Source organism: Saccharopolyspora tripterygii, assembly GCF_054778355.1.
On record NZ_BAAGZP010000014.1, the window covers coordinates 64,929 to 82,866 of the forward strand.

Below are 17,938 nucleotides of genomic sequence, written 5' to 3' on the forward strand. Positions count from 1 at the left end.
TGACTGACCAGGACACTTCCAATCCCCCGGCAAGCGCTGACGGCGTCGAAGACCTGCCGGAACAGATGCGGATCCGGCGGGAGAAGCGGGAGCGCCTGCTCGATGCCGGGGTCGACCCGTATCCGGTGACGCTGCCCATCACGCACGGGCTGGCCGAGATCCGCTCCACCCACGAGGGCTTGGAGGCGGACACCGCGACCGGCGAGCAGGTCGGCGTGGCCGGCCGCGTGATGTTCCTGCGCAACACGGGCAAGCTGTGCTTCGCCACGTTGCGCGCGGGTGATGGGACCGAGCTGCAGGCGATGCTCAGCCTCAAGCAGGTCGGTGAGGAATCGCTGACGTCCTGGAAGGGCGAGGTGGACCTCGGCGACCACGTCTTCGTGCACGGTGAGGTCATCACCTCCCGGCGCGGTGAGCTCTCGGTGATGGCCGATGAATGGCGGATGGCGGCGAAGTCGCTGCGCCCGCTGCCGGTCATGCACAAGGAACTCGGCGAGGAAATGCGAGTCCGGCAGCGCTACGTGGACCTGATCGTGCGCAAGCAGGCCGCGGAAACGGTGCGCACGAGGGCGGCGGTGCAGCGTTCGCTGCGCGATTCCTTCGAGCAGCGCGGATACGTCGAGGTGGAAACCCCGATGCTGCAGACGTTGCAGGGCGGTGCGGCCGCTCGTCCGTTCACGACGCATTCCAACGCCTTCGACATGGAGCTGTTCCTGCGCATCGCGCCGGAGTTGTATCTGAAGCGTTGTGTTGTCGGTGGGATCGAGAAGGTTTTCGAGATCAACCGAAACTTCCGGAACGAGGGCAGTGATTCTTCCCACTCTCCCGAGTTCGCGATGCTCGAGTTCTACCAGGCCTATGCCGATTACGACGTCATGGCCGATCTGACCAGGTCGCTCATCCAGGAAGCGGCCGAACGGGTCTCCGGTTCCCAGGTGGTCACGTGGTTCGACGGAACCGAGTACGACCTCTCCGGCGAGTGGGCGACGCTGACGATGTACGAGTCGTTGTCCGAAGCGCTCGAATCCGAGGTCACGCCGGAAACTCCTGCTGAAGCGCTGCGCGAGCACGCGGATGCGCTGGGTTTGCAGGTCGATCCGAAGATGGGTCACGGCAAGCTCGTGGAAGAGCTGTGGGAGCACACCGTCGGTGACCATTTGACCGCTCCCACGTTCGTCCGCGACTTCCCGGTGGAGACCTCGCCGCTGACTCGGCAGCACCGCGAGAAGGCGGGCGTTGCGGAAAAGTGGGATCTCTACGTTCGCGGCTTCGAGCTCGCCACGGGTTACTCGGAACTGGTGGATCCGGTTGTGGAACGCCAGCGCCTGGAGGAGCAGGCGAAGCTCGCGGCGGCCGGAGATGACGAGGCCATGCCGGTCGACGAGGACTTTTTGCGCGCTCTGGAGTACGGAATGCCTCCCAGCGGCGGCGTGGGAATGGGTATCGACCGGTTGTTGATGGCGTTGACCGGTCTCGGTATCCGGGAGACGATCCTGTTCCCGTTGGTCCGCCCGGAATGACCCGATCAGGGTGGCGCTGCAGAATTTTGTGGACTGGATGAGTGCATTATCGGAGTTGCTGCGCTAACCTGACCCCAGAATGTGTCGGCGACGGCTATAAGCGCACTTCCAAGTGTCGCCGCCGTGCTTGCCCAAGTGCGGCTGGCGTTCTGGCGAGGGGGTTTCCGCTCCCAGCAGATGGTTGCTGTCCCGCCAAAGCACAATTTTTTGCTCGGGGAGGACTTCGAAGATGGCGCAGAAGGTCACTGTCACCCTTGTCGACGATCTGGATGGTGGGCAGGCCGACGAAACCGTTGAGTTCGGATTGGACGGGGTGTCGTACCAGATCGACCTTTCCGCCGACAATGCCGGAGATCTGCGGGAGGCGATGGCCAACTACGTCTCCAACGCTCGGCGTGCCGGTGGGCGGAAGAAGCCGGGCCCGCGTCCCGGTGCTGCGGCGCGTTCCACCGGTGGTTCCACCAGTGCGGACCGGGAGCAGAACCAGGCCATTCGGGAATGGGCGCGCAAGCGCGGCTTGAAGGTGTCCGACCGCGGTCGCATCCCGGCCGACATCGTCGAGCAGTACCACCAGGCGAACTGAAGTCGCGTTCCAAGAGGCGTTTGCCGGGTCGTCGGGGCTCGGGAAACGCCTCTTGTTGCGTTCGGGTAACTCATTTCCACGGTTTAGCGGGGTAGATCAACTCTTTGCCGAATAGGCGCACGCATAACGCCGGCGGTCGCACGTCGGCTTCGGCTCTTGAACCTTTTACGACCTGGGCTCTCGGTGCTGCCGACCGCGCTTGTGACGGCGAACATTCGAACCCGCTCTGTCGGTGTCGCTTAGGTTGTCCTAACCTGGGCACGTCCGGGTGAACACCGAAGGGGAGTGGGACGTGGCTCGAACGGAGGCTCTCACCGAGCCGCCCACGTCGGAAACCGCGTCCACCGCACCTGGTGCGCGCCTGAAGCGCAGACGATCCCGCCGGCTCACCGGCATCGGGATCCTGCTGCTCGTGCTGCTGGCCAGCGCCGTGCTGAGCGTGGCCGTCGGAGCCAAGACGATCCCGCTCGCCGACGTGTGGAGCGGGCTGATCGGGCCGGGCGGAACCGAGAACGACCTGATCATCCAGGAGCTGCGGATCCCGCGGACGATCGCCGGCGTGCTGGCGGGTGCCGCGCTCGGCCTGGCCGGTGCGCTGATGCAGGGGCACACCCGCAACCCGCTGGCCGATCCCGGCATCCTCGGCATCACCCAGGGCGCGGGTCTCGGCGTCGTGCTCGCCGTCTACACCTTCGGCATCTCGACGCTGTTCGGCTTCATCTGGTTCGGCTTCGCCGGTTCGCTGATCGGTGCGGTGGCCGTGTTCGCGATCGGCTCGATGGGCAGGGGCGGAGCCACGCCGGTGACGCTGGCCCTGGCCGGCATGGCGATCAGCTCCCTGCTGCACGCGATCACCTCCGCGCTGGTGCTCACCGACCAGCAGACGATGGACACCTACCGGTTCTGGAAGGTCGGCTCGATCGCCATGACCGATCCGTCGGTGCTGCCGCAGGTCGCGCCCTTCCTGGTGGTCGGCCTGGTGCTGGGCCTGGCCAACGCGACCAGCCTCAACGCCCTGTCGCTGGGCGACGACGTGGCCAGCTCGCTGGGCCACCGGGTGGTCTGGGCGCGCCGCGCCGGGATCGCCGCGGTGAGCGTCCTGGTGGGTGGTGCGGTGGCGATCTGCGGGCCGATCGGCTTCGTCGGTCTCGTCGTGCCGCACGTCGCCCGCTTCTTCACCGGAGCCGACTACCGCTGGCTGCTGCCCTTCGCCGCGCTGCTGGGTTCCTCACTGGTGCTGCTGACCGACGTGCTCGGCCGCATCGTCGCCCGGCCCGCCGAGGTGCAGGTCGGCGTGATGCTGGCGCTGGTCGGCGCCCCGTTCTTCATCGCGCTCGTGCGACGCCGGAATTTGGTGCGGCTATGACGGCGACCGTTCAGGACCGGCCGGGTGAGGTCGCCGGGCGGCGACCGCTGCGCGTCGGCCCGTTCTCCGGCGTGATCCGGCCGCGGCCGCTGCTGGCGCTGGCGGGCGGCCTGCTCGTGCTGCTGGCCGTGTTCGTCCTCGACGTCGGCATCGGCGAGTACCAGATCAGTCCTGCTGAGGTGCTCAGCACGCTCTTCGGCGGAGGCAGCCGCGCGCAGTCGATCATCATCTGGGAGCTGCGGATGCCGCGCGGGCTGACCGCGCTGCTCGTGGGCGCCGCGCTCGGTCTGGCGGGCGCGATCATGCAAGCGCTCGCCCGCAACCCGCTGGCCAGCCCGGACATGCTGGGCATCACCTGGGGTGCCGGGACCGCCGCGGTCGCGATGATCGTGTTCGCCGGGACGGCGGGCAGCCTGGCCGGAGCGCTGTCGGACTACGGACTTCCGGTGGTGGCGTTGGTCGGCGGCCTCGTCACCGGTGTCGCCGTGTACCTGCTGGCGTACCGGCGGGGCGTGGATTCCTACCGGCTGGTGCTGGTCGGCGTGGGTGTCAGCGCCCTGGCGGGCAACGCCGTCTACTGGCTGCTGACCGTCGGCGACGTCAACGACGCCGGACGCGCCATGGTGTGGCTGACCGGCAGCCTCAACGCGCGCGGCTGGGAGCACGTGGTGCCGACCGGCATCGCGCTGGCGGTGCTCGTCCCGCTGACCCTCCTCGGCTCCCACGTGCTGGGCGCGCTGCAGTTCGACGACGACACGGTGCGCGGGCTCGGCGTGCGGATGGACCTGGCTCGCGGGTTCCTGCTGTTCGCCTCGGTGGTGCTGGCGTCCATCGCCACCGCCGCGGCCGGGCCGATCCAGTTCGTCGCGCTGGCCACCCCGCAGATCGCGCTGCGGGTCGCCCGCACCTCGCGCCCACCGCTGCTGACCTCCGCCGTGCTCGGCGCGGCGCTCGTGGTCGGTTCGGACGTGATCGCCCGGACCGCCTTCGGCTCCTTGGAGATGCCGGTCGGCATCGTGACCGCGATCCTGGGCGCCCCGTACCTGATCTACCTGCTCATCCGTCGGTACCGGGAGGTCCGAGCATGACCGCGTCCACCTCTGCCACCACCGAGCAGGACCGGGCCGAGACCGGCACCGACCGCCTCCGGGCCCGGGACCTGAAGCTGGCCTACGGCGAGCGGGTCGTCGTCGACGGCCTCGACTTCGCGGTCGAGGCCGGCACGATCACGGCGGTGATCGGTCCCAACGGCTGCGGCAAGTCGACCCTTCTTCGCGCCCTCGGCCGGTTGCTGCAGCCGCAGCGCGGCGAGGTGCTGCTGGACGGCGAGAAGATCCACAAGATGTCGACCAAGGAGGTCGCCCGGATCCTCGGCGTGCTCCCGCAGTCGCCCGCGGCCCCGGAGGGCCTGACGGTGGCCGACCTGGTCGCGCGCGGACGCCACCCGCACCAGTCCTGGTACCGGCAGTGGTCCAGCGACGACGAGTCGGCGGTGGCCGAGGCGCTGGCCATGACGGGCATCGGCGAGCTGGCCGAACGCACCCTCGACGAGCTCTCCGGGGGCCAGCGGCAGCGGGCCTGGCTGTCGATGGCGCTGGCGCAGGGCACCGACCTGCTGCTGCTCGACGAGCCCACCACCTACCTCGACCTCTCGCACCAGGTGGACGTGCTGGAGCTGATCGGCAAGCTGCACGACGAGAGCGGTCGCACGGTGGTGATGGTGCTGCACGACCTCAACCTCGCGGCGCGCTACGCCGACCGGCTGGTCGCGATGAAGGACGGCGCCGTCGTCGCCTCGGGCGAGCCGGGCGAGGTGCTCACCGAGGAGCTCCTGTCCAACGTGTTCGACCTCAGGGCCCGCGTGATTCCCGATCCCGTGGCGGGTACTCCCATGGTGGTCCCGATCGGGGGACGGTGGACGGGCGGAGGGGCCGAGTCGGAGGCGTGAACACGGTGCGTCACGACACGGCCGGTGCTGTTCGCGCTCAGCGGAACGGCGCCGAGATCAGGAATCCTGCAGGCCAACGCGCCGTTGGGCACAGTGCCGGGCAAGAATGTGGCAGAGCGGGCACGGACCGCGACCGGGGTTGGCTACTACAGTGGTCCCCAAGAGTGCTGAACCCGTCGTGGATCGCGGCGTAGCGCTAAAGCCGTGTCCCGGAACTAGACCGCCGGCGCAGCAGTCAGGGAGTGCGAATGTTCGAGAGGTTCACCGACCGCGCGAGGCGGGTGGTTGTCCTGGCCCAAGAAGAGGCCCGGATGCTCAACCACAACTACATCGGCACCGAGCACATTCTCCTGGGCTTGATCCACGAGGGTGAGGGTGTCGCCGCCAAGGCGCTGGAGTCGCTGGGTATCGCGCTTGAGGGCGTGCGCCAGCAGGTCGAGGAGATCATCGGCCAGGGGCAGCAGGCCCCCAGCGGACACATCCCGTTCACCCCGCGGGCCAAGAAGGTGCTGGAGCTGTCGCTGCGGGAGGCGCTGCAGCTCGGCCACAACTACATCGGCACCGAGCACATCCTCCTCGGGCTGATCCGCGAGGGTGAGGGCGTCGCCGCGCAGGTGCTCGTCAAGCTCGGCGCGGACCTCAACCGCGTGCGCCAGCAGGTGCTGCAGCTGCTCTCCGGCTACCAGGGCAAGGAGCCGGCCGAGGCCGGCGGGCGCGGCGAGGGCACGCCGTCGTCGTCGCTGGTGCTGGACCAGTTCGGCCGCAACCTGACCCAGGCCGCGCGCGAGGGCAAGCTCGACCCGGTCATCGGCCGGGACAAGGAGATCGAGCGGATCATGCAGGTCCTCTCGCGCCGCACCAAGAACAACCCGGTGCTCATCGGTGAAGCCGGTGTCGGCAAGACCGCCGTCGTGGAGGGTCTCGCCTCGCAGGTCGTCAAGGGCGAGGTTCCCGAGACGCTCAAGGACAAGCAGCTCTACACGCTCGACCTCGGTTCGCTGGTCGCCGGTTCCCGCTACCGCGGTGACTTCGAGGAGCGCCTGAAGAAGGTGCTCAAGGAGATCAAGACCCGCGGCGACATCATCCTGTTCATCGACGAGATCCACACGCTCGTCGGTGCGGGTGCCGCCGAGGGCGCGATCGACGCCGCCAGCATCCTCAAGCCGATGCTGGCCCGCGGTGAGCTCCAGACGATCGGTGCCACCACGCTCGAGGAGTACCGCAAGTACGTCGAGAAGGACCCGGCCCTGGAACGCCGCTTCCAGCCGATCCAGGTCGGCGAGCCGTCGCTGGAGCACACCGTCGAGATCCTCAAGGGTCTGCGGGACCGCTACGAGGCGCACCACCGCGTGTCGATCACCGATGGTGCCCTGGCGTCGGCGGCGAGCCTGGCCGACCGCTACATCAACGACCGGTACCTGCCGGACAAGGCGATCGACCTGATCGACGAGGCCGGCGCCCGGATGCGCATCCGCCGCATGACCGCTCCGCCGGACCTGCGCGAGTTCGACGAGAAGATCGCCGAGGTCCGCCGCGAGAAGGAGTCCGCGATCGACGCGCAGGACTTCGAGCGGGCCGCTCGCCTGCGGGACGAGGAGAAGCAGCTCCTCGGCCAGAAGGAGGAGCGCGAGAAGCAGTGGAAGGCCGGTGACCTGGACGTCGTCGCCGAGGTCGACGACGAGCAGATCGCCGAGGTGCTGGCCAACTGGACCGGCATCCCCGTCTTCAAGCTCACCGAGGAGGAGACGACCCGTCTGCTCCGCATGGAGGACGAGCTGCACAAGCGGATCATCGGCCAGAACGACGCGGTCAAGGCCGTGTCCCAGGCGATCCGCCGCACTCGCGCCGGCCTGAAGGACCCGAAGCGCCCGTCCGGTTCGTTCATCTTCGCCGGCCCGTCCGGTGTCGGTAAGACCGAGCTGTCCAAGGCGCTGGCGGAGTTCCTGTTCGGCGACGACGACGCCCTCGTGCAGATCGACATGGGTGAGTTCCACGACCGCTACACCGCCTCGCGGCTGTTCGGCGCCCCGCCCGGGTACGTCGGCTACGAGGAGGGCGGCCAGCTCACCGAGAAGGTCCGCCGCAAGCCGTTCTCCGTGGTCCTGTTCGACGAGATCGAGAAGGCCCACCAGGAGATCTACAACACCCTGCTGCAGGTGTTGGAGGACGGTCGTCTCACCGACGGCCAGGGCCGCACGGTGGACTTCAAGAACACGGTGCTGATCTTCACCTCCAACCTCGGGACGCAGGACATCTCTAAGGCCGTCGGCCTGGGCTTCTCCAGTGGTCAGGGCGCTGAGTCCAACTACGAGCGGATGAAGTCCAAGGTCAACGAGGAGATGAAGAAGCACTTCCGGCCCGAGTTCCTCAACCGGATCGACGACGTGATCGTCTTCCACCAGCTCACCGAGAGCGAGATCGTCCAGATGGTCGACCTGCTCTCCGGCCGGGTGGAGAAGGCGCTCAAGGGCAAGGACATGGCCCTGGAGCTGACCGACACGGCGAAGAAGCTGCTGGCCAAGCGCGGGTTCGACCCGGTGCTCGGTGCGCGGCCGCTGCGCCGGACCATCCAGCGGGAGATCGAGGACAAGCTGTCCGAGAAGATCCTGTTCGGCGAGGTCGAGGCCGGTCAGATCGTCATCGTCGACGTCGAGGGCTGGGACGGCGAAGGCTCGGACGACAAGGCCCACTTCACCTTCCGCGGTGAGGCCAAGCCGTCGGCCGTGCCGGACGCCCCGCCGGTCGGCGTGTCCGCCCAGGGCGAGGACCAGCAGGACAACGGCAACACCGAGTCCTGATCCACGCACGGGAACGGCCCCCGCACCCTTCTCGGTGCGGGGGCCGTTCGTCGTCTAGGGGCCGGGTTCCGGGGTGCTCGCCAGCGGGCGGTTTTGGTCCGAACCGTCCATGATCGATGTCCGTTTCGCCCGGTCAGTTCGGACCAAAACCGCCCCGCGCCCCGATCAGCGAACCCGGCGGATCTCCTCCGTGGGGCTCTCGGCCTGGACGCGGGCGAACCGGACCGTGGGGGCCTCCGCGATCGCCTGGTCCCGGCGGTTGTTGCGGATCCGCACGGCCACGAACACCACCACGGTCAGCGCCGCGGTGATCACCACGGCCCGCGACAGCAGACCCGCGTACTGCTCGACGAGGTACCAGTGCTGCCCGAGCAGGTAGCCCGCCAGCACGAAGATCGTGTTCCAGATCAGGCTGCCCAGCGCGGTGTAGAGCGCGAAGGTGCTCAGCCGCATCCCCTCGACCCCCGCGGGCAGCGAGATGAAGCTGCGGAACAGCGGGATCATCCGACCGAAGAACACGGCCTTCACGCCGTGCTTGGCGAACCACGCCTCGGTCTTGTCGACGTCGGAGAGCTTCACCAGCGGCAGCTTCGCCGCGATCGCCCGGGTCCGCTCGCGACCTAGTCGCGCGCCGAGCCAGTAGAGGACGAGGGCGCCGACCAGCGAGCCCAGCGTGGTCCACAGGATCGCGCCGAGCAGCGACATGTCGCCCCGGCTGGCGGTGAACCCGGCCAGTGGCAGGATCAGCTCGGACGGGATCGGGGGGAACAGGTTCTCCAGGGCGATGATCATGCCCGCGCCGGGACCGCCGAGGGTTTCCATCACCCCGATCACCCAGGCCGTGAAGCCGGTGGGTTGAGCGGACGTGGCGGCTGTCGTCGTCAGATCCATTCGGGATGAACTCCGGGGGTTGTTTGTCCGTTTGTTCCATGATTCCAGCGGATTCCGGGGTTTCGCCGTGATCGCCTGTGACCTGCCGCACTCTCCGGCGTGTCCGGTGTTCGCGGGTGGGCCGACGGCGCAACCATGCGGAGGCGTCAGACGTCCGAACGGCCGGATGGCAGGGGAGCTGGGGAGCGGGCGGAGGCAGCGATGACGCGGATGGCGTACGAGGTGGCGGACGAGCCGGTGGAGGACGAGGTCGGCCGCAAGACCGGCGGTGGCTGCATGACGGCGGTGCTGTCGCTGCTCACGCTGGCGTTCCTGGCTTGGGCGGCGCTCCCGATCGTCGAGCTCGACGTCGAGCGCTACACCGTGGCGCTGACCGCGCTGACGCCCTACGCGGTGGTCGCCGGTGCCGTGCTGGTGCTGCTGGCGACGGCGCTGCGGCGCTGGCTCAACGTGCTGTTCGCGTTGCTGGCCACCGCCGCGCTGATCTACACGGTCGCGCCCCGGGCGCTGCCCGACCAGGTGTCCGCCGAGGGCGAGCCGTTGCGCGTGCTGTCGGTCAACACCTACTTCGGCGGGGCCGACGCCGCCAAGATCGTCGACGAGGTCCGCACCCGCCGTGTGGACGTGCTCAGCCTTCAGGAGCTCACGCCGGAGATGGTCGCCGGGCTGGAGCACGCCGGGTTGTTCGCGGAACTGCCGAACCGGGTGCTGCACGCGGGCCCGAAGGCCGACGGCACCGGGATCGTCTCCCGGTACCCGCTGCGGGAGCTCGCGCTCGTGCCGAAGACGACGCTGGCGCAGCCCTCAGCGCTGGTGGACGTGCCGGTGGGGCGAGATGTCGAATTCGTGGCGGTCCACCCGCTCTACCCGATGGGGGCGGACACCGCGACGGTCTGGGCGCGCGACATGGCCGCGTTGCCCGAGCCCTCGCCGAGCGGGCAGCCGCGGGTGATGGCGGGCGACTTCAACGCGACCCTCGACCACACGCGGCTCAAGGACCTGATGGGCCGCGGGTACCTGGACGCGGGCGCGAGCGTGGGCGCGGGGCTGACACCGACCTGGCCGGTGCGCTGGACCGCTCCGCCGGTGACGATCGACCACGTGCTGTCCTCCGGTGGCGTCCGGGCCGAGGACTACGAGGTCGTCGACATCCCCGGCAGCGACCACAGGGCCGTCTTCACGACCCTGCGGGTCGCCGGCTAGTCACTTCTCCGGGTAGGAGCCCAGGACGACCTCGAACTCCAGCAGGCTGGAGCCGGAGGAGACGGGGTTCTTGCGCTCGCCCGCGTGGGCTTCCTTGGCCGGGCCGTTCGCCCAGTTCTGGAAGTCCTCCTCGGTCTCCCACTTGGTGTAGACGAAGTACCGGTTGTCGCCCTCGACCGGGCGCAGCAGCTCGAAGCCCAGGAATCCGGGCGCGTCGTCGACCGAACCGTGCCGGGAAGCGAACCGCTTCTCCAGCTCGGGGCCGGAACCTTCGGGGACCTCGATCGCATTGATCTTCACAACAGCCATGAACCCACCCTACGAGCGAACCCCACCCACCACCGTGTCTCGTCGCTCTCACCTTTCGCGCCATCCGGCGTCGGCTCGCCTGGCGGCCCGGCCAACTCCACCCCTGAATCAACGAGTTCCGGGCCCGGGTCGCCATTTCCCAGTTTTAGTCCTAATTGGGGGCCTTTCGCGCCCGAAATGTCGGCTCAGTTCGGACTAAAACTGGGAAATGCCTCGATGTGGGGACCTGCCGTCCGGCGAGTCGTGCTTTACAGCTCGACCTGGGGGTGGAGGCGGCTGAGGGTCCAGGTGCGTTGGCGCTGGATGACGAGGGTCGTCAGGAGCAGCACCGCGAGCAGGACGCAGGCCAGCACGATCAGGTCGCGGTAGAGGTGCATCGCCAGGCCGCCGGAGATCGTCACGCGCAGTCCGTCCACCAGGTAGGTCATCGGCAGGAACGGGTGGATCGCCTGGAACGGGCCGGGAGCCGTCTCCATCGGGTACAGACCGCCGCACGCGGTGAGCTGGACGATCAGCAGCACCAGCGACAGCAGACCGCCGATCGCGCCGAACGCGGTGCGCAGCAGGTGGTCGATGGCCACGAACGCCACCGCGGCCAGCGAGACGATCCCGAGGGTCCACCCCACGTGCACCGGGTTGAGCCCGAGCCCGAAGTTGACCACCCCGAACAGCACCAGCCCGCCGATCACCCCGAGCGTCGCGGCGGGGAGCAACCCGGCGAGGGCGATCGTGAACGGGTTGACCCGGTCCGCGAGCGCCCGCTGGTTCACCGGCTTGAGCAGCAGGTAGGCGAACAGCCCGAACACCCACAGCGAGATCGCGAAGAAGAACGGCGCCAGACCGCGGCCGTAGACGTAGGCGGGGTTGAGGTTCCCGGTGCGGATCTCCGTGGGCGAGCCCAGGACGTCGGCCGCGCGCGAGACTTCCGTCGGATTCGTCGCGGGCAGGCGCCCGAGCGTGTCGTCGATCATCTTCTGCAGGTCCTTCGACCCGTCGTTGAGCTGCCCGGCCCCGGTCTGCAGCACGTTGCCGCCCGCCAGCAACGAGTTCAGCCCGCCGGTGATCCCCTGCGCACCCGCCGCGACCTCGGTCGTTCCCGAGTGCAGCGTGTCCACCGGCTCGGTGATCGACCGGACCCGCTCCTGCAACGGGCCCATGCTGCTCTGCAGCGCCCGCGCCCGGCGGCTGGCCTCCTCCGCCGTGCGCAGCGCCTCGCGCGCCCGCGAGTCGGCCGCCGACGCGCCGCCCGCGAGCCGGCGGGAGGTGTCCAGGGCCTGCTCGTAGGCCGGATCGCCGCGCAGCGACGGATGCGAGGAACCGAGCCCCTGCACGGCGGCGAGCCCGTCGGCGGCCTGCTGCTCCAGCATCCCCGTCGCCGTGGAGATCGAGGTCAGCCCGCTGACGGCGACACCGCTGGCGTTGACCAGCGAGTTGACCGCGCCCGGCAGCTGCTCCGCGGTGAAGTCGGCGACGCTGCCCAGCTGCCGGTCCAGTTGTCCCGTCGCCTCCGAGATGTCGCGCACGCCGTGGGACACCAGGCCGGTGCCGTCCCGCACCCCACCGAGCCCGCGGGTCAGCGCGGTCGTGCCCTGCTTGCTCAGCTCGGTGCCGTCGACGAGCTTCTTGGACGCCTCCGAGGCGGCGTGCAGCTTCTCGCGCATGTGCCCGAGCTCGCCGTAGAGCGCGCGGGCGTAGCTGGCGTGCGCGGCGGCGTTGATCTGGTTCTGCAGCTCCGTCTTGACCGTGTCGGCCATGATGCCCGCGATGAAGCCGTTGGCGTCGTTCTTGGTCAGCCGCACGGCCGCGCGCTGCGGATTCCCGTCGGCGGCCGCGGCGAGCTTGGCGCTGAAGTCGTTCGGGACCTCGATGACGAAGTAGTAGTGCCCTTCGGCGAGCCCGCGCCGTGCCTCGGTGCCGCGGACGAACCGCCAGTCGAAGACGTCGTTGACCTTGAGCTGCTTGATGAACTGCACGCCCGCGTCGAGGTGCTCGCCGTTGCGGTCCACCGCGCGGTCGTTGTTGACCACCGCCACCGGGACCTTGTTGAGCTTGCCGTAGGGGTCCCAGTTCGACCACAGGTACAGCGCCCCGTACAGCAGCGGCACGAGGATGAGGATCAGCGGGACCAGCCGGAGCAGCGGGCCGCGGAAGCGCCGCAGTTCCAGCCACGCGAGGCGAACGGCCTTCACCCGGCGGCCTTTTCCGGCAGCCCGATCTCAGCGGTCGGGTCGTAGGAGCGGCCCTGGGGCAGGCGCACCACGGTGGTGACGTCCCCGGAAGGCCGGTCGGTGGAGCTGGCGATCACCGTCATCCCGATCCGAGTGACCTCGCGCAGCGCCGCCCACACCCGCGCCCGGCCGGACTGGGTGAGCCCGGCGTCGACGTCGTCCACCACGATCCCGGCCGGTGCCGGAGCGGCGGCCAGGGCCACCGCCAGCAGCAGCTTCTCCTCCGGCGGCAGCTCGCAGACCATCAGCGACCGGTCAAGTTCGAGCCCGACGAGCTCCAGGCCCAGTTCGAGGGAGGCCTTGTTGGTGCCGCTGATCAGCCTGCGCTCGGTCATCGCCTCGCGGACCAGGTGGCGCTCCTCCAGCTCGCAGCCCGGGCGCAGCCGGGCGGGGCGGATCAGCGAGCGCACCTTGCGGGCCTTGCGCGGCAGCGGGAATCCGTCGACCTCCAGCTCGCCGGTGATGATCCGCAGCCGACCGCACAGCGCCAGCAGCAGCGACGTGCGCCCGGAACCGCTCGGCCCGGTCACCACCGTCAGCGAACCGGGTTCGGCGCGGAGATCCAGGTTGGCGAACACCACGCCTTCCGGTCCCCTCGCGGCGATCCCGTGCGCGAGGATTCTAGCGCCGAGGACGTACATGAACTCTCCTCCTGAAGTAGTGGAGGTCCTGCCCGTCCAAAGTGGCCGTTCACACCAAGGTCGGCAACTTCAGGTGGAAGATCCCGGTGATCTCGCCCGGGAGATCACCCGGTGGCGCCTACTTGACCTTCAGGATGGTCTCGGATTCGCCGGTGCGGGTGTCGAGGATCGCGATGTCGCGCACCGCCGCCCGCACGGGTTCGGACGGGAGCAGAGCGCCGAACGCGGTGGCCAGCTGATCGCTGTCGAGTCCCTTGGCGAGGACGCAGCACGGGATCCAGGCACCCGGGAAGTAGTAGGCGGACGGGTTTTTCACCTTGCCCGCCAGCACGTCGTGCACCGCGGAGTGCACCGCGAGCAGTTCGGTGTCCACGACGGCGGACAGCAGCAGCGCTCGTTCCTCGCCGGGCAGCGTGCCCAGGATGTGCAGCCAGAGGTCCGGAACCGACAGCAGTTCCAGCTCACCGCGAAGCGCCTTGCGCGCCGGGGGAGGAATGCTGCCCGCGGCGGCCAGCGTTACGCCGGGCCGGGCGCCCGCACCGGGGACTCCGGCTTCGTCGAGCCGTCTCCGCAGGTCGCGGATCCGGTTCTCGGTCTCGTCGTCGAAGTGGAACACCAGCGCGTCGGCCATCAGCGCTCTCCGGGAAGCGCGAAGCGGCCGTCGTCTGTCTGCTCGACCAGGCCGTCCACCAGCAGGGAGTCCAGGCAGCGATCGCGTTGACCGGCCTCGTTCCACGCCGCGTCCAGGTCGTCGCGGGTGACCGGGCCGGTGGCACCGCGCAGCACGTCCAGCAGTCGGCCGCGCACCTGCCGGTCGGTGCCCGCGAACTTCTGCACCTTCTTCGGCGGGCCCGCGTAGGCCGGGCGACCGTTGTGCTGCCAGGCGCAGTCGGCCGCGATCGGGCACCTCTCGCAGGCCGGTGACCGCACCGTGCACACGACCTGCCCGAGCTCCATCAACGCGGCGGAAAGCCGGGCTGCGGGGGCATCCTCGTCCGGCAGCAGGGCGTCCACGTCGGCCAGGTCGCGGGTGGTCGACGGCGGGCCGGCGTCACCGGCGCCGTGCACCGCGCGGGCCACGACACGCCGGACGTTGGTGTCGACGACCGGTGCGCGCTTGCCGTAGGCGAAGGCGGCCACCGCGCGTGCCGTGTAGGCGCCGATGCCGGGCAGCGCGAGCAGCGTGTCCACATCGGAGGGCACGACGTCGCCGTGCTCGGCGGCGATCGTGGCGGCGGCCTCGTGCAGGCGCAGCGCGCGACGCGGGTAGCCGAGCTTGCCCCAGGCGCGCAGCACTTCGCCCTGGGACTCGGCGGCGAGGTCGGAAGGACGCGGCCAGCGGCGCATCCACTCCTCCCAGATCGGCTGCACGCGGTTCACCGGTGTTTGCTGCAGCATCGTCTCGCTGACCAGCACACCCCAGCCGGTGACGCCCGCGGATCGCCAGGGCAGCGGGCGGGCGGTGGCGGTGAACCAGTTGGCCAGGGCATCGAGGTCGAGCCGGTCGGCGGCTTCGGTGGTGGGACTGTTCATGGCGTCTTCAGATAGTGCCAGGCGGTCGGTGATCGCCTGAAAGAAGCCCGGTGATCACCGTCCGCAGTGGCGGATACGCCCCATCGGGCGATCAACGAGAGGTCCATTCAGCTTAGTCGACGAGTTACGGTCAGCTCGTGCTTGATCCGAACGGGCCGTTGCCCACCGCGGTGTACTGGCGCCGCCGCGCCGTGGCGATCTCGGGAGCCCTCTTACTGGTGGTGCTGCTCGGGTGGGGCGTGGTCGCCCTGATCGTCGGTTCGGGAGAGCCCGCGGCGACCCAGCAGGCCGCCGGCCCGCCCGGCCCTCCGGTGGCGGTGGCGGCGGACAACACGCCGCGGCCGTGCCCGGACGAGGCGATGCGCGTCGTCGCCGAAGCGGGGCAGCAGCAGTTCCGGGCGGGCGAACCGATCGGGCTCGCCATCGAGGTCACCAACACCAGCCCGCGGCCCTGCCTGCGCGACCTCAACCGGATGCTCCGCGAGATCGAGGTGACCACACCGGCCGGACGCCACGTGTGGTCCAGCAACGACTGCTACTCGGAATCGACCAACGAGCAGCCGGTCCTGGAACCGGGCAAGCCCGTCCGCAACGACGTGCTGTGGCCCGGACTGACCTCCGCGCCGGGCTGCACCGCCGGGCAGAGCCGCGTGCCGCCCGGCGACTACCAGGCGATCGCGCGCCTCACCGCGCTCGCCAGCGCACCCGCGCCGTTCAGCGTCGTCCCCTAGGCGCCGGGATCACTCCGAGTCCTGCTTGCGGCGGCGCACCATCTTCAGCGCGTCCTTGATGGTCGCGACCTCGGTGACCTTGATGCCCTTGGGCAGCGGGCCCGGATCCGGTGGGACCAGCGCGCGGTCGAACCCGAGCCGCGCGGCTTCGGCCAGCCGCCGTCCCACGCCGTTGACCCTGCGGATCTCGCCCGCCAGCCCGACCTCACCGATCACCACGAGGTTCGGTGGCAGGGCACGACCGGTCTGCGACGAGGCGACGGCCATCGCGATCGCCAGGTCGGCGGCCGGCTCGCCGATCTTGGTGCCGCCCACCGTCGCCGCGAACACGTCGTGCGATCCCGTCGGGATGTGCCCGTGCTTGCCCAGCACGGCCAGCATCATCGAGACCCGCGCCGAGTCCAGGCCGCTCACCGACCGGCGCGGCATGGCCATCTCGGTCTTGATCAGCAGCGCCTGGATCTCCACCAGCAGCGGCCGCTTGCCCTCGACCATCACGGTCACCGCGGTGCCGTCCACAGCGGCTTCTTGGCGGTTGATGAACAGGCCGGAGGGGTCCGGCACCTCGGCGATGCCGTCGTCGCGCTGCTCGAAGCAGCCGACCTCGTCGGACGGACCGAAGCGGTTCTTCACGCCGCGCAGCATCCGCAGGGAGGAGTGCCGGTCGCCCTCGAACTGCAGCACCACGTCCACCAGGTGCTCCAGCACGCGTGGCCCGGCGACCGCGCCGTCCTTGGTGACGTGCCCGACCAGCACGACCGGCAGGCCGCGCTCCTTGGCCAGCGCCACCAGCGCCGTGGTCACCGCGCGCACCTGCGTGACGCCGCCGGGGCTTCCGTCGGCGTCGGGCGACTGGACCGTCTGGACGGAGTCGACGATCAGCAGGCCGGGCTTGACCGCGTCGACGTGGCCCAGCACGGCCGAGAGGTCGCTCTCGGCGCCCAGGAAGAGCTCGGGGTGCACGGAGTCGGTCCGCTCGGCGCGGAGGCGCACCTGACCTGCGGATTCCTCACCCGTGACGTACAGGGACGCTCCAGGCGAGGCGCCGGAGGCCCACCGGTGGGCGACCTCCAGCAGAAGTGTGCTCTTCCCCACACCGGGCTCGCCCGCGAGCAGCACCACCGCGCCGGGCACGATTCCGCCGCCGAGAACGCGGTCCAGCTCGCCGATCCCGGTCGAGACCGAACGCGCGGAGTCCAGGTCGACCTCGGCGATGGGCCGCGCCGGGGTGCTCGGCGCTCCGGCCGAGACCTTCGCCAGCGCGGGCCGGGCCGGGGCGGACTCCTCGATCGTTCCCCAGGCCTGGCATCCGGGACAGCGGCCGACCCACTTGGCGACCTCGTGGCCGCAGTCGGCGCAGCGGTAGGCGGGGCGCGAGGCTTTGGTCTTGGGCGGCACGGGGCGAGGCTATCCGCCCGCCCCGACGATCACGCCGACCAACTCGCCAACGCGAGATGTGCGACGCCGCGACCTCGAAGAACGTCCCGGGCACCGACGCGGAGAAGCCCGGAGGGTCCGAGGACCGCTCCGGGCTTCTCCGGGATGCTTCGGGTCAGTGACCGCCGCCGGCGTGGCCGCCGGGAACGGGACTGCCGTGCTCGGGGCGCGGGTTGTGGTCCTCGCCGATCGGGACCTGCACCGTGACCTGACCGGCCTTGGCGAACGTGAAGGTCACCGGCACGGTCACGCCGGGCGTGATGTCCTGCTTGAGCCCGTTCAGCGTGATCTGCACCGTGCGCTGGTCGGCGCCCGCGGGCTTCGTCGACGGGCCCGTCGCGTGCAGCGAGGTCCCGCTCGGCAGCTCGGAGATACCGCTGACCTGCGCGGATGCCGCGTAGGGGCTGGATACCTGCACGAGCTTGTCGTCCGGTCCTCCGTTGCTCAGGACCAGCTCCAGCGGTGCCGACGAGCCGGCGCGGTAGAACGCGGCGTCGGTCGGGAACGCGAGCGTGGCGTTGCGGACGGCGACCTGCTTCGCGTCACCGCTGGCGCCGTTGACTGCGGCGACCTGGGTGTCGGTCTCGGTGACCTGACCAGCGCTGCAGCCTCCGAGGGCGACGACGGCGCCGAGTCCGAGTGCGGCCGGGATCAACCGCAGGCGGACGGCCTTGAGGTGCTGAGGGCGGCTCACGGTTGCAGCGTCCCTTCCTGATTGCCGGACAACCACGTGGAGCTTAATCCCCGTCC

The 17,938-nt window shown here is 69.8% G+C and carries 16 protein-coding genes; 8 read left to right on the forward strand and 8 right to left on the reverse strand.

The annotated features are described in order from the left end of the window. The first annotated feature begins 65 nt into the window (after positions 1 to 65). From lysS to ACYVF3_RS11370, 6 genes are all read left to right on the forward strand, one after another. On the forward strand, positions 66 to 1,520 hold the full coding sequence (lysS, locus tag ACYVF3_RS11345; protein ID WP_461154284.1) for a lysine--tRNA ligase: 1,455 nt from the start codon (positions 66 to 68) through the stop codon (positions 1,518 to 1,520). A gap of 229 nt (positions 1,521 to 1,749) precedes the next feature. Continuing rightward, positions 1,750 to 2,103, forward strand: coding sequence for a histone-like nucleoid-structuring protein Lsr2 (locus tag ACYVF3_RS11350; RefSeq protein WP_461154178.1), 354 nt, complete (start codon positions 1,750 to 1,752; stop codon positions 2,101 to 2,103). Positions 2,104 to 2,395: 292 nt separating this feature from the next. Further along, entirely contained in the window at positions 2,396 to 3,469 is a 1,074-nt protein-coding gene (locus ACYVF3_RS11355) for a FecCD family ABC transporter permease (protein WP_461154179.1), read from the forward strand. Next, positions 3,466 to 4,557, forward strand: a complete 1,092-nt coding sequence (locus tag ACYVF3_RS11360; protein WP_461154180.1) for a FecCD family ABC transporter permease — start codon at positions 3,466 to 3,468, stop codon at positions 4,555 to 4,557. Before ACYVF3_RS11355 ends, ACYVF3_RS11360 begins: the two co-directional genes overlap by 4 nt. After that, positions 4,554 to 5,417, forward strand: coding sequence for an ABC transporter ATP-binding protein (locus ACYVF3_RS11365; RefSeq protein ID WP_461154181.1), 864 nt, complete (start codon positions 4,554 to 4,556; stop codon positions 5,415 to 5,417). The genes ACYVF3_RS11360 and ACYVF3_RS11365 overlap by 4 nt, the downstream gene beginning before the upstream one ends. 248 nt (positions 5,418 to 5,665) lie before the next feature. Beyond that, positions 5,666 to 8,215, forward strand: a complete 2,550-nt coding sequence (locus ACYVF3_RS11370; protein ID WP_461154182.1) for an ATP-dependent Clp protease ATP-binding subunit — start codon at positions 5,666 to 5,668, stop codon at positions 8,213 to 8,215. Between the two features lie 165 nt (positions 8,216 to 8,380). Here the strand turns inward: ACYVF3_RS11370 and ACYVF3_RS11375 are convergent, their stop codons facing one another. After that, on the reverse strand, positions 8,381 to 9,106 hold the full coding sequence (locus ACYVF3_RS11375) for a DedA family protein (RefSeq protein WP_461154183.1): 726 nt from the start codon (positions 9,104 to 9,106) through the stop codon (positions 8,381 to 8,383). Positions 9,107 to 9,307: 201 nt separating this feature from the next. Here ACYVF3_RS11375 and ACYVF3_RS11380 point away from each other — a divergent pair, with 201 nt between their 5' ends. After that, complete coding sequence (locus ACYVF3_RS11380; RefSeq protein WP_461154184.1) at positions 9,308 to 10,309, forward strand: endonuclease/exonuclease/phosphatase family protein; 1,002 nt, start codon at positions 9,308 to 9,310, stop codon at positions 10,307 to 10,309. Here ACYVF3_RS11380 and ACYVF3_RS11385 read toward each other — a convergent pair whose 3' ends face one another. From ACYVF3_RS11385 to ACYVF3_RS11405, 5 genes are all read right to left on the reverse strand, one after another. Next, positions 10,310 to 10,618 carry an antibiotic biosynthesis monooxygenase family protein gene (locus tag ACYVF3_RS11385; RefSeq protein ID WP_461154185.1) on the reverse strand — a complete coding sequence of 103 codons (309 nt, stop codon included), beginning with the start codon at positions 10,616 to 10,618 and terminating at the stop codon, positions 10,310 to 10,312. A gap of 248 nt (positions 10,619 to 10,866) precedes the next feature. Further along, positions 10,867 to 12,807: a YhgE/Pip family protein gene (locus tag ACYVF3_RS11390; RefSeq protein ID WP_461154186.1), complete on the reverse strand. Its 1,941-nt coding sequence runs from the start codon at positions 12,805 to 12,807 to the stop codon at positions 10,867 to 10,869. Next, positions 12,804 to 13,487: an ATP-binding cassette domain-containing protein gene (locus ACYVF3_RS11395; protein ID WP_461154187.1), complete on the reverse strand. Its 684-nt coding sequence runs from the start codon at positions 13,485 to 13,487 to the stop codon at positions 12,804 to 12,806. Before ACYVF3_RS11395 ends, ACYVF3_RS11390 begins: the two co-directional genes overlap by 4 nt. Before the next feature lie 118 nt (positions 13,488 to 13,605). Next, positions 13,606 to 14,118, reverse strand: coding sequence for a 2'-5' RNA ligase family protein (locus ACYVF3_RS11400; protein ID WP_461154188.1), 513 nt, complete (start codon positions 14,116 to 14,118; stop codon positions 13,606 to 13,608). Continuing rightward, positions 14,118 to 15,020, reverse strand: coding sequence for an HhH-GPD family protein (locus ACYVF3_RS11405; protein WP_461154189.1), 903 nt, complete (start codon positions 15,018 to 15,020; stop codon positions 14,118 to 14,120). Before ACYVF3_RS11405 ends, ACYVF3_RS11400 begins: the two co-directional genes overlap by 1 nt. A gap of 137 nt (positions 15,021 to 15,157) precedes the next feature. On the opposite strand from ACYVF3_RS11405, the gene ACYVF3_RS11410 reads away from it, so the two are divergent. Continuing rightward, positions 15,158 to 15,751 carry a hypothetical protein gene (locus ACYVF3_RS11410; RefSeq protein WP_461154190.1) on the forward strand — a complete coding sequence of 198 codons (594 nt, stop codon included), beginning with the start codon at positions 15,158 to 15,160 and terminating at the stop codon, positions 15,749 to 15,751. A 9-nt stretch (positions 15,752 to 15,760) separates the two neighbouring features. On the opposite strand, the gene radA is transcribed toward ACYVF3_RS11410, so the two are convergent. Both radA and ACYVF3_RS11420 read right to left on the reverse strand, forming a co-directional pair. Further along, complete coding sequence (gene radA, locus ACYVF3_RS11415; RefSeq protein ID WP_461154191.1) at positions 15,761 to 17,149, reverse strand: DNA repair protein RadA; 1,389 nt, start codon at positions 17,147 to 17,149, stop codon at positions 15,761 to 15,763. Positions 17,150 to 17,303: 154 nt separating this feature from the next. Continuing rightward, positions 17,304 to 17,882, reverse strand: a complete 579-nt coding sequence (locus ACYVF3_RS11420) for a copper chaperone PCu(A)C (RefSeq protein ID WP_461154192.1) — start codon at positions 17,880 to 17,882, stop codon at positions 17,304 to 17,306. Positions 17,883 to 17,938: the final 56 nt, after the last annotated feature.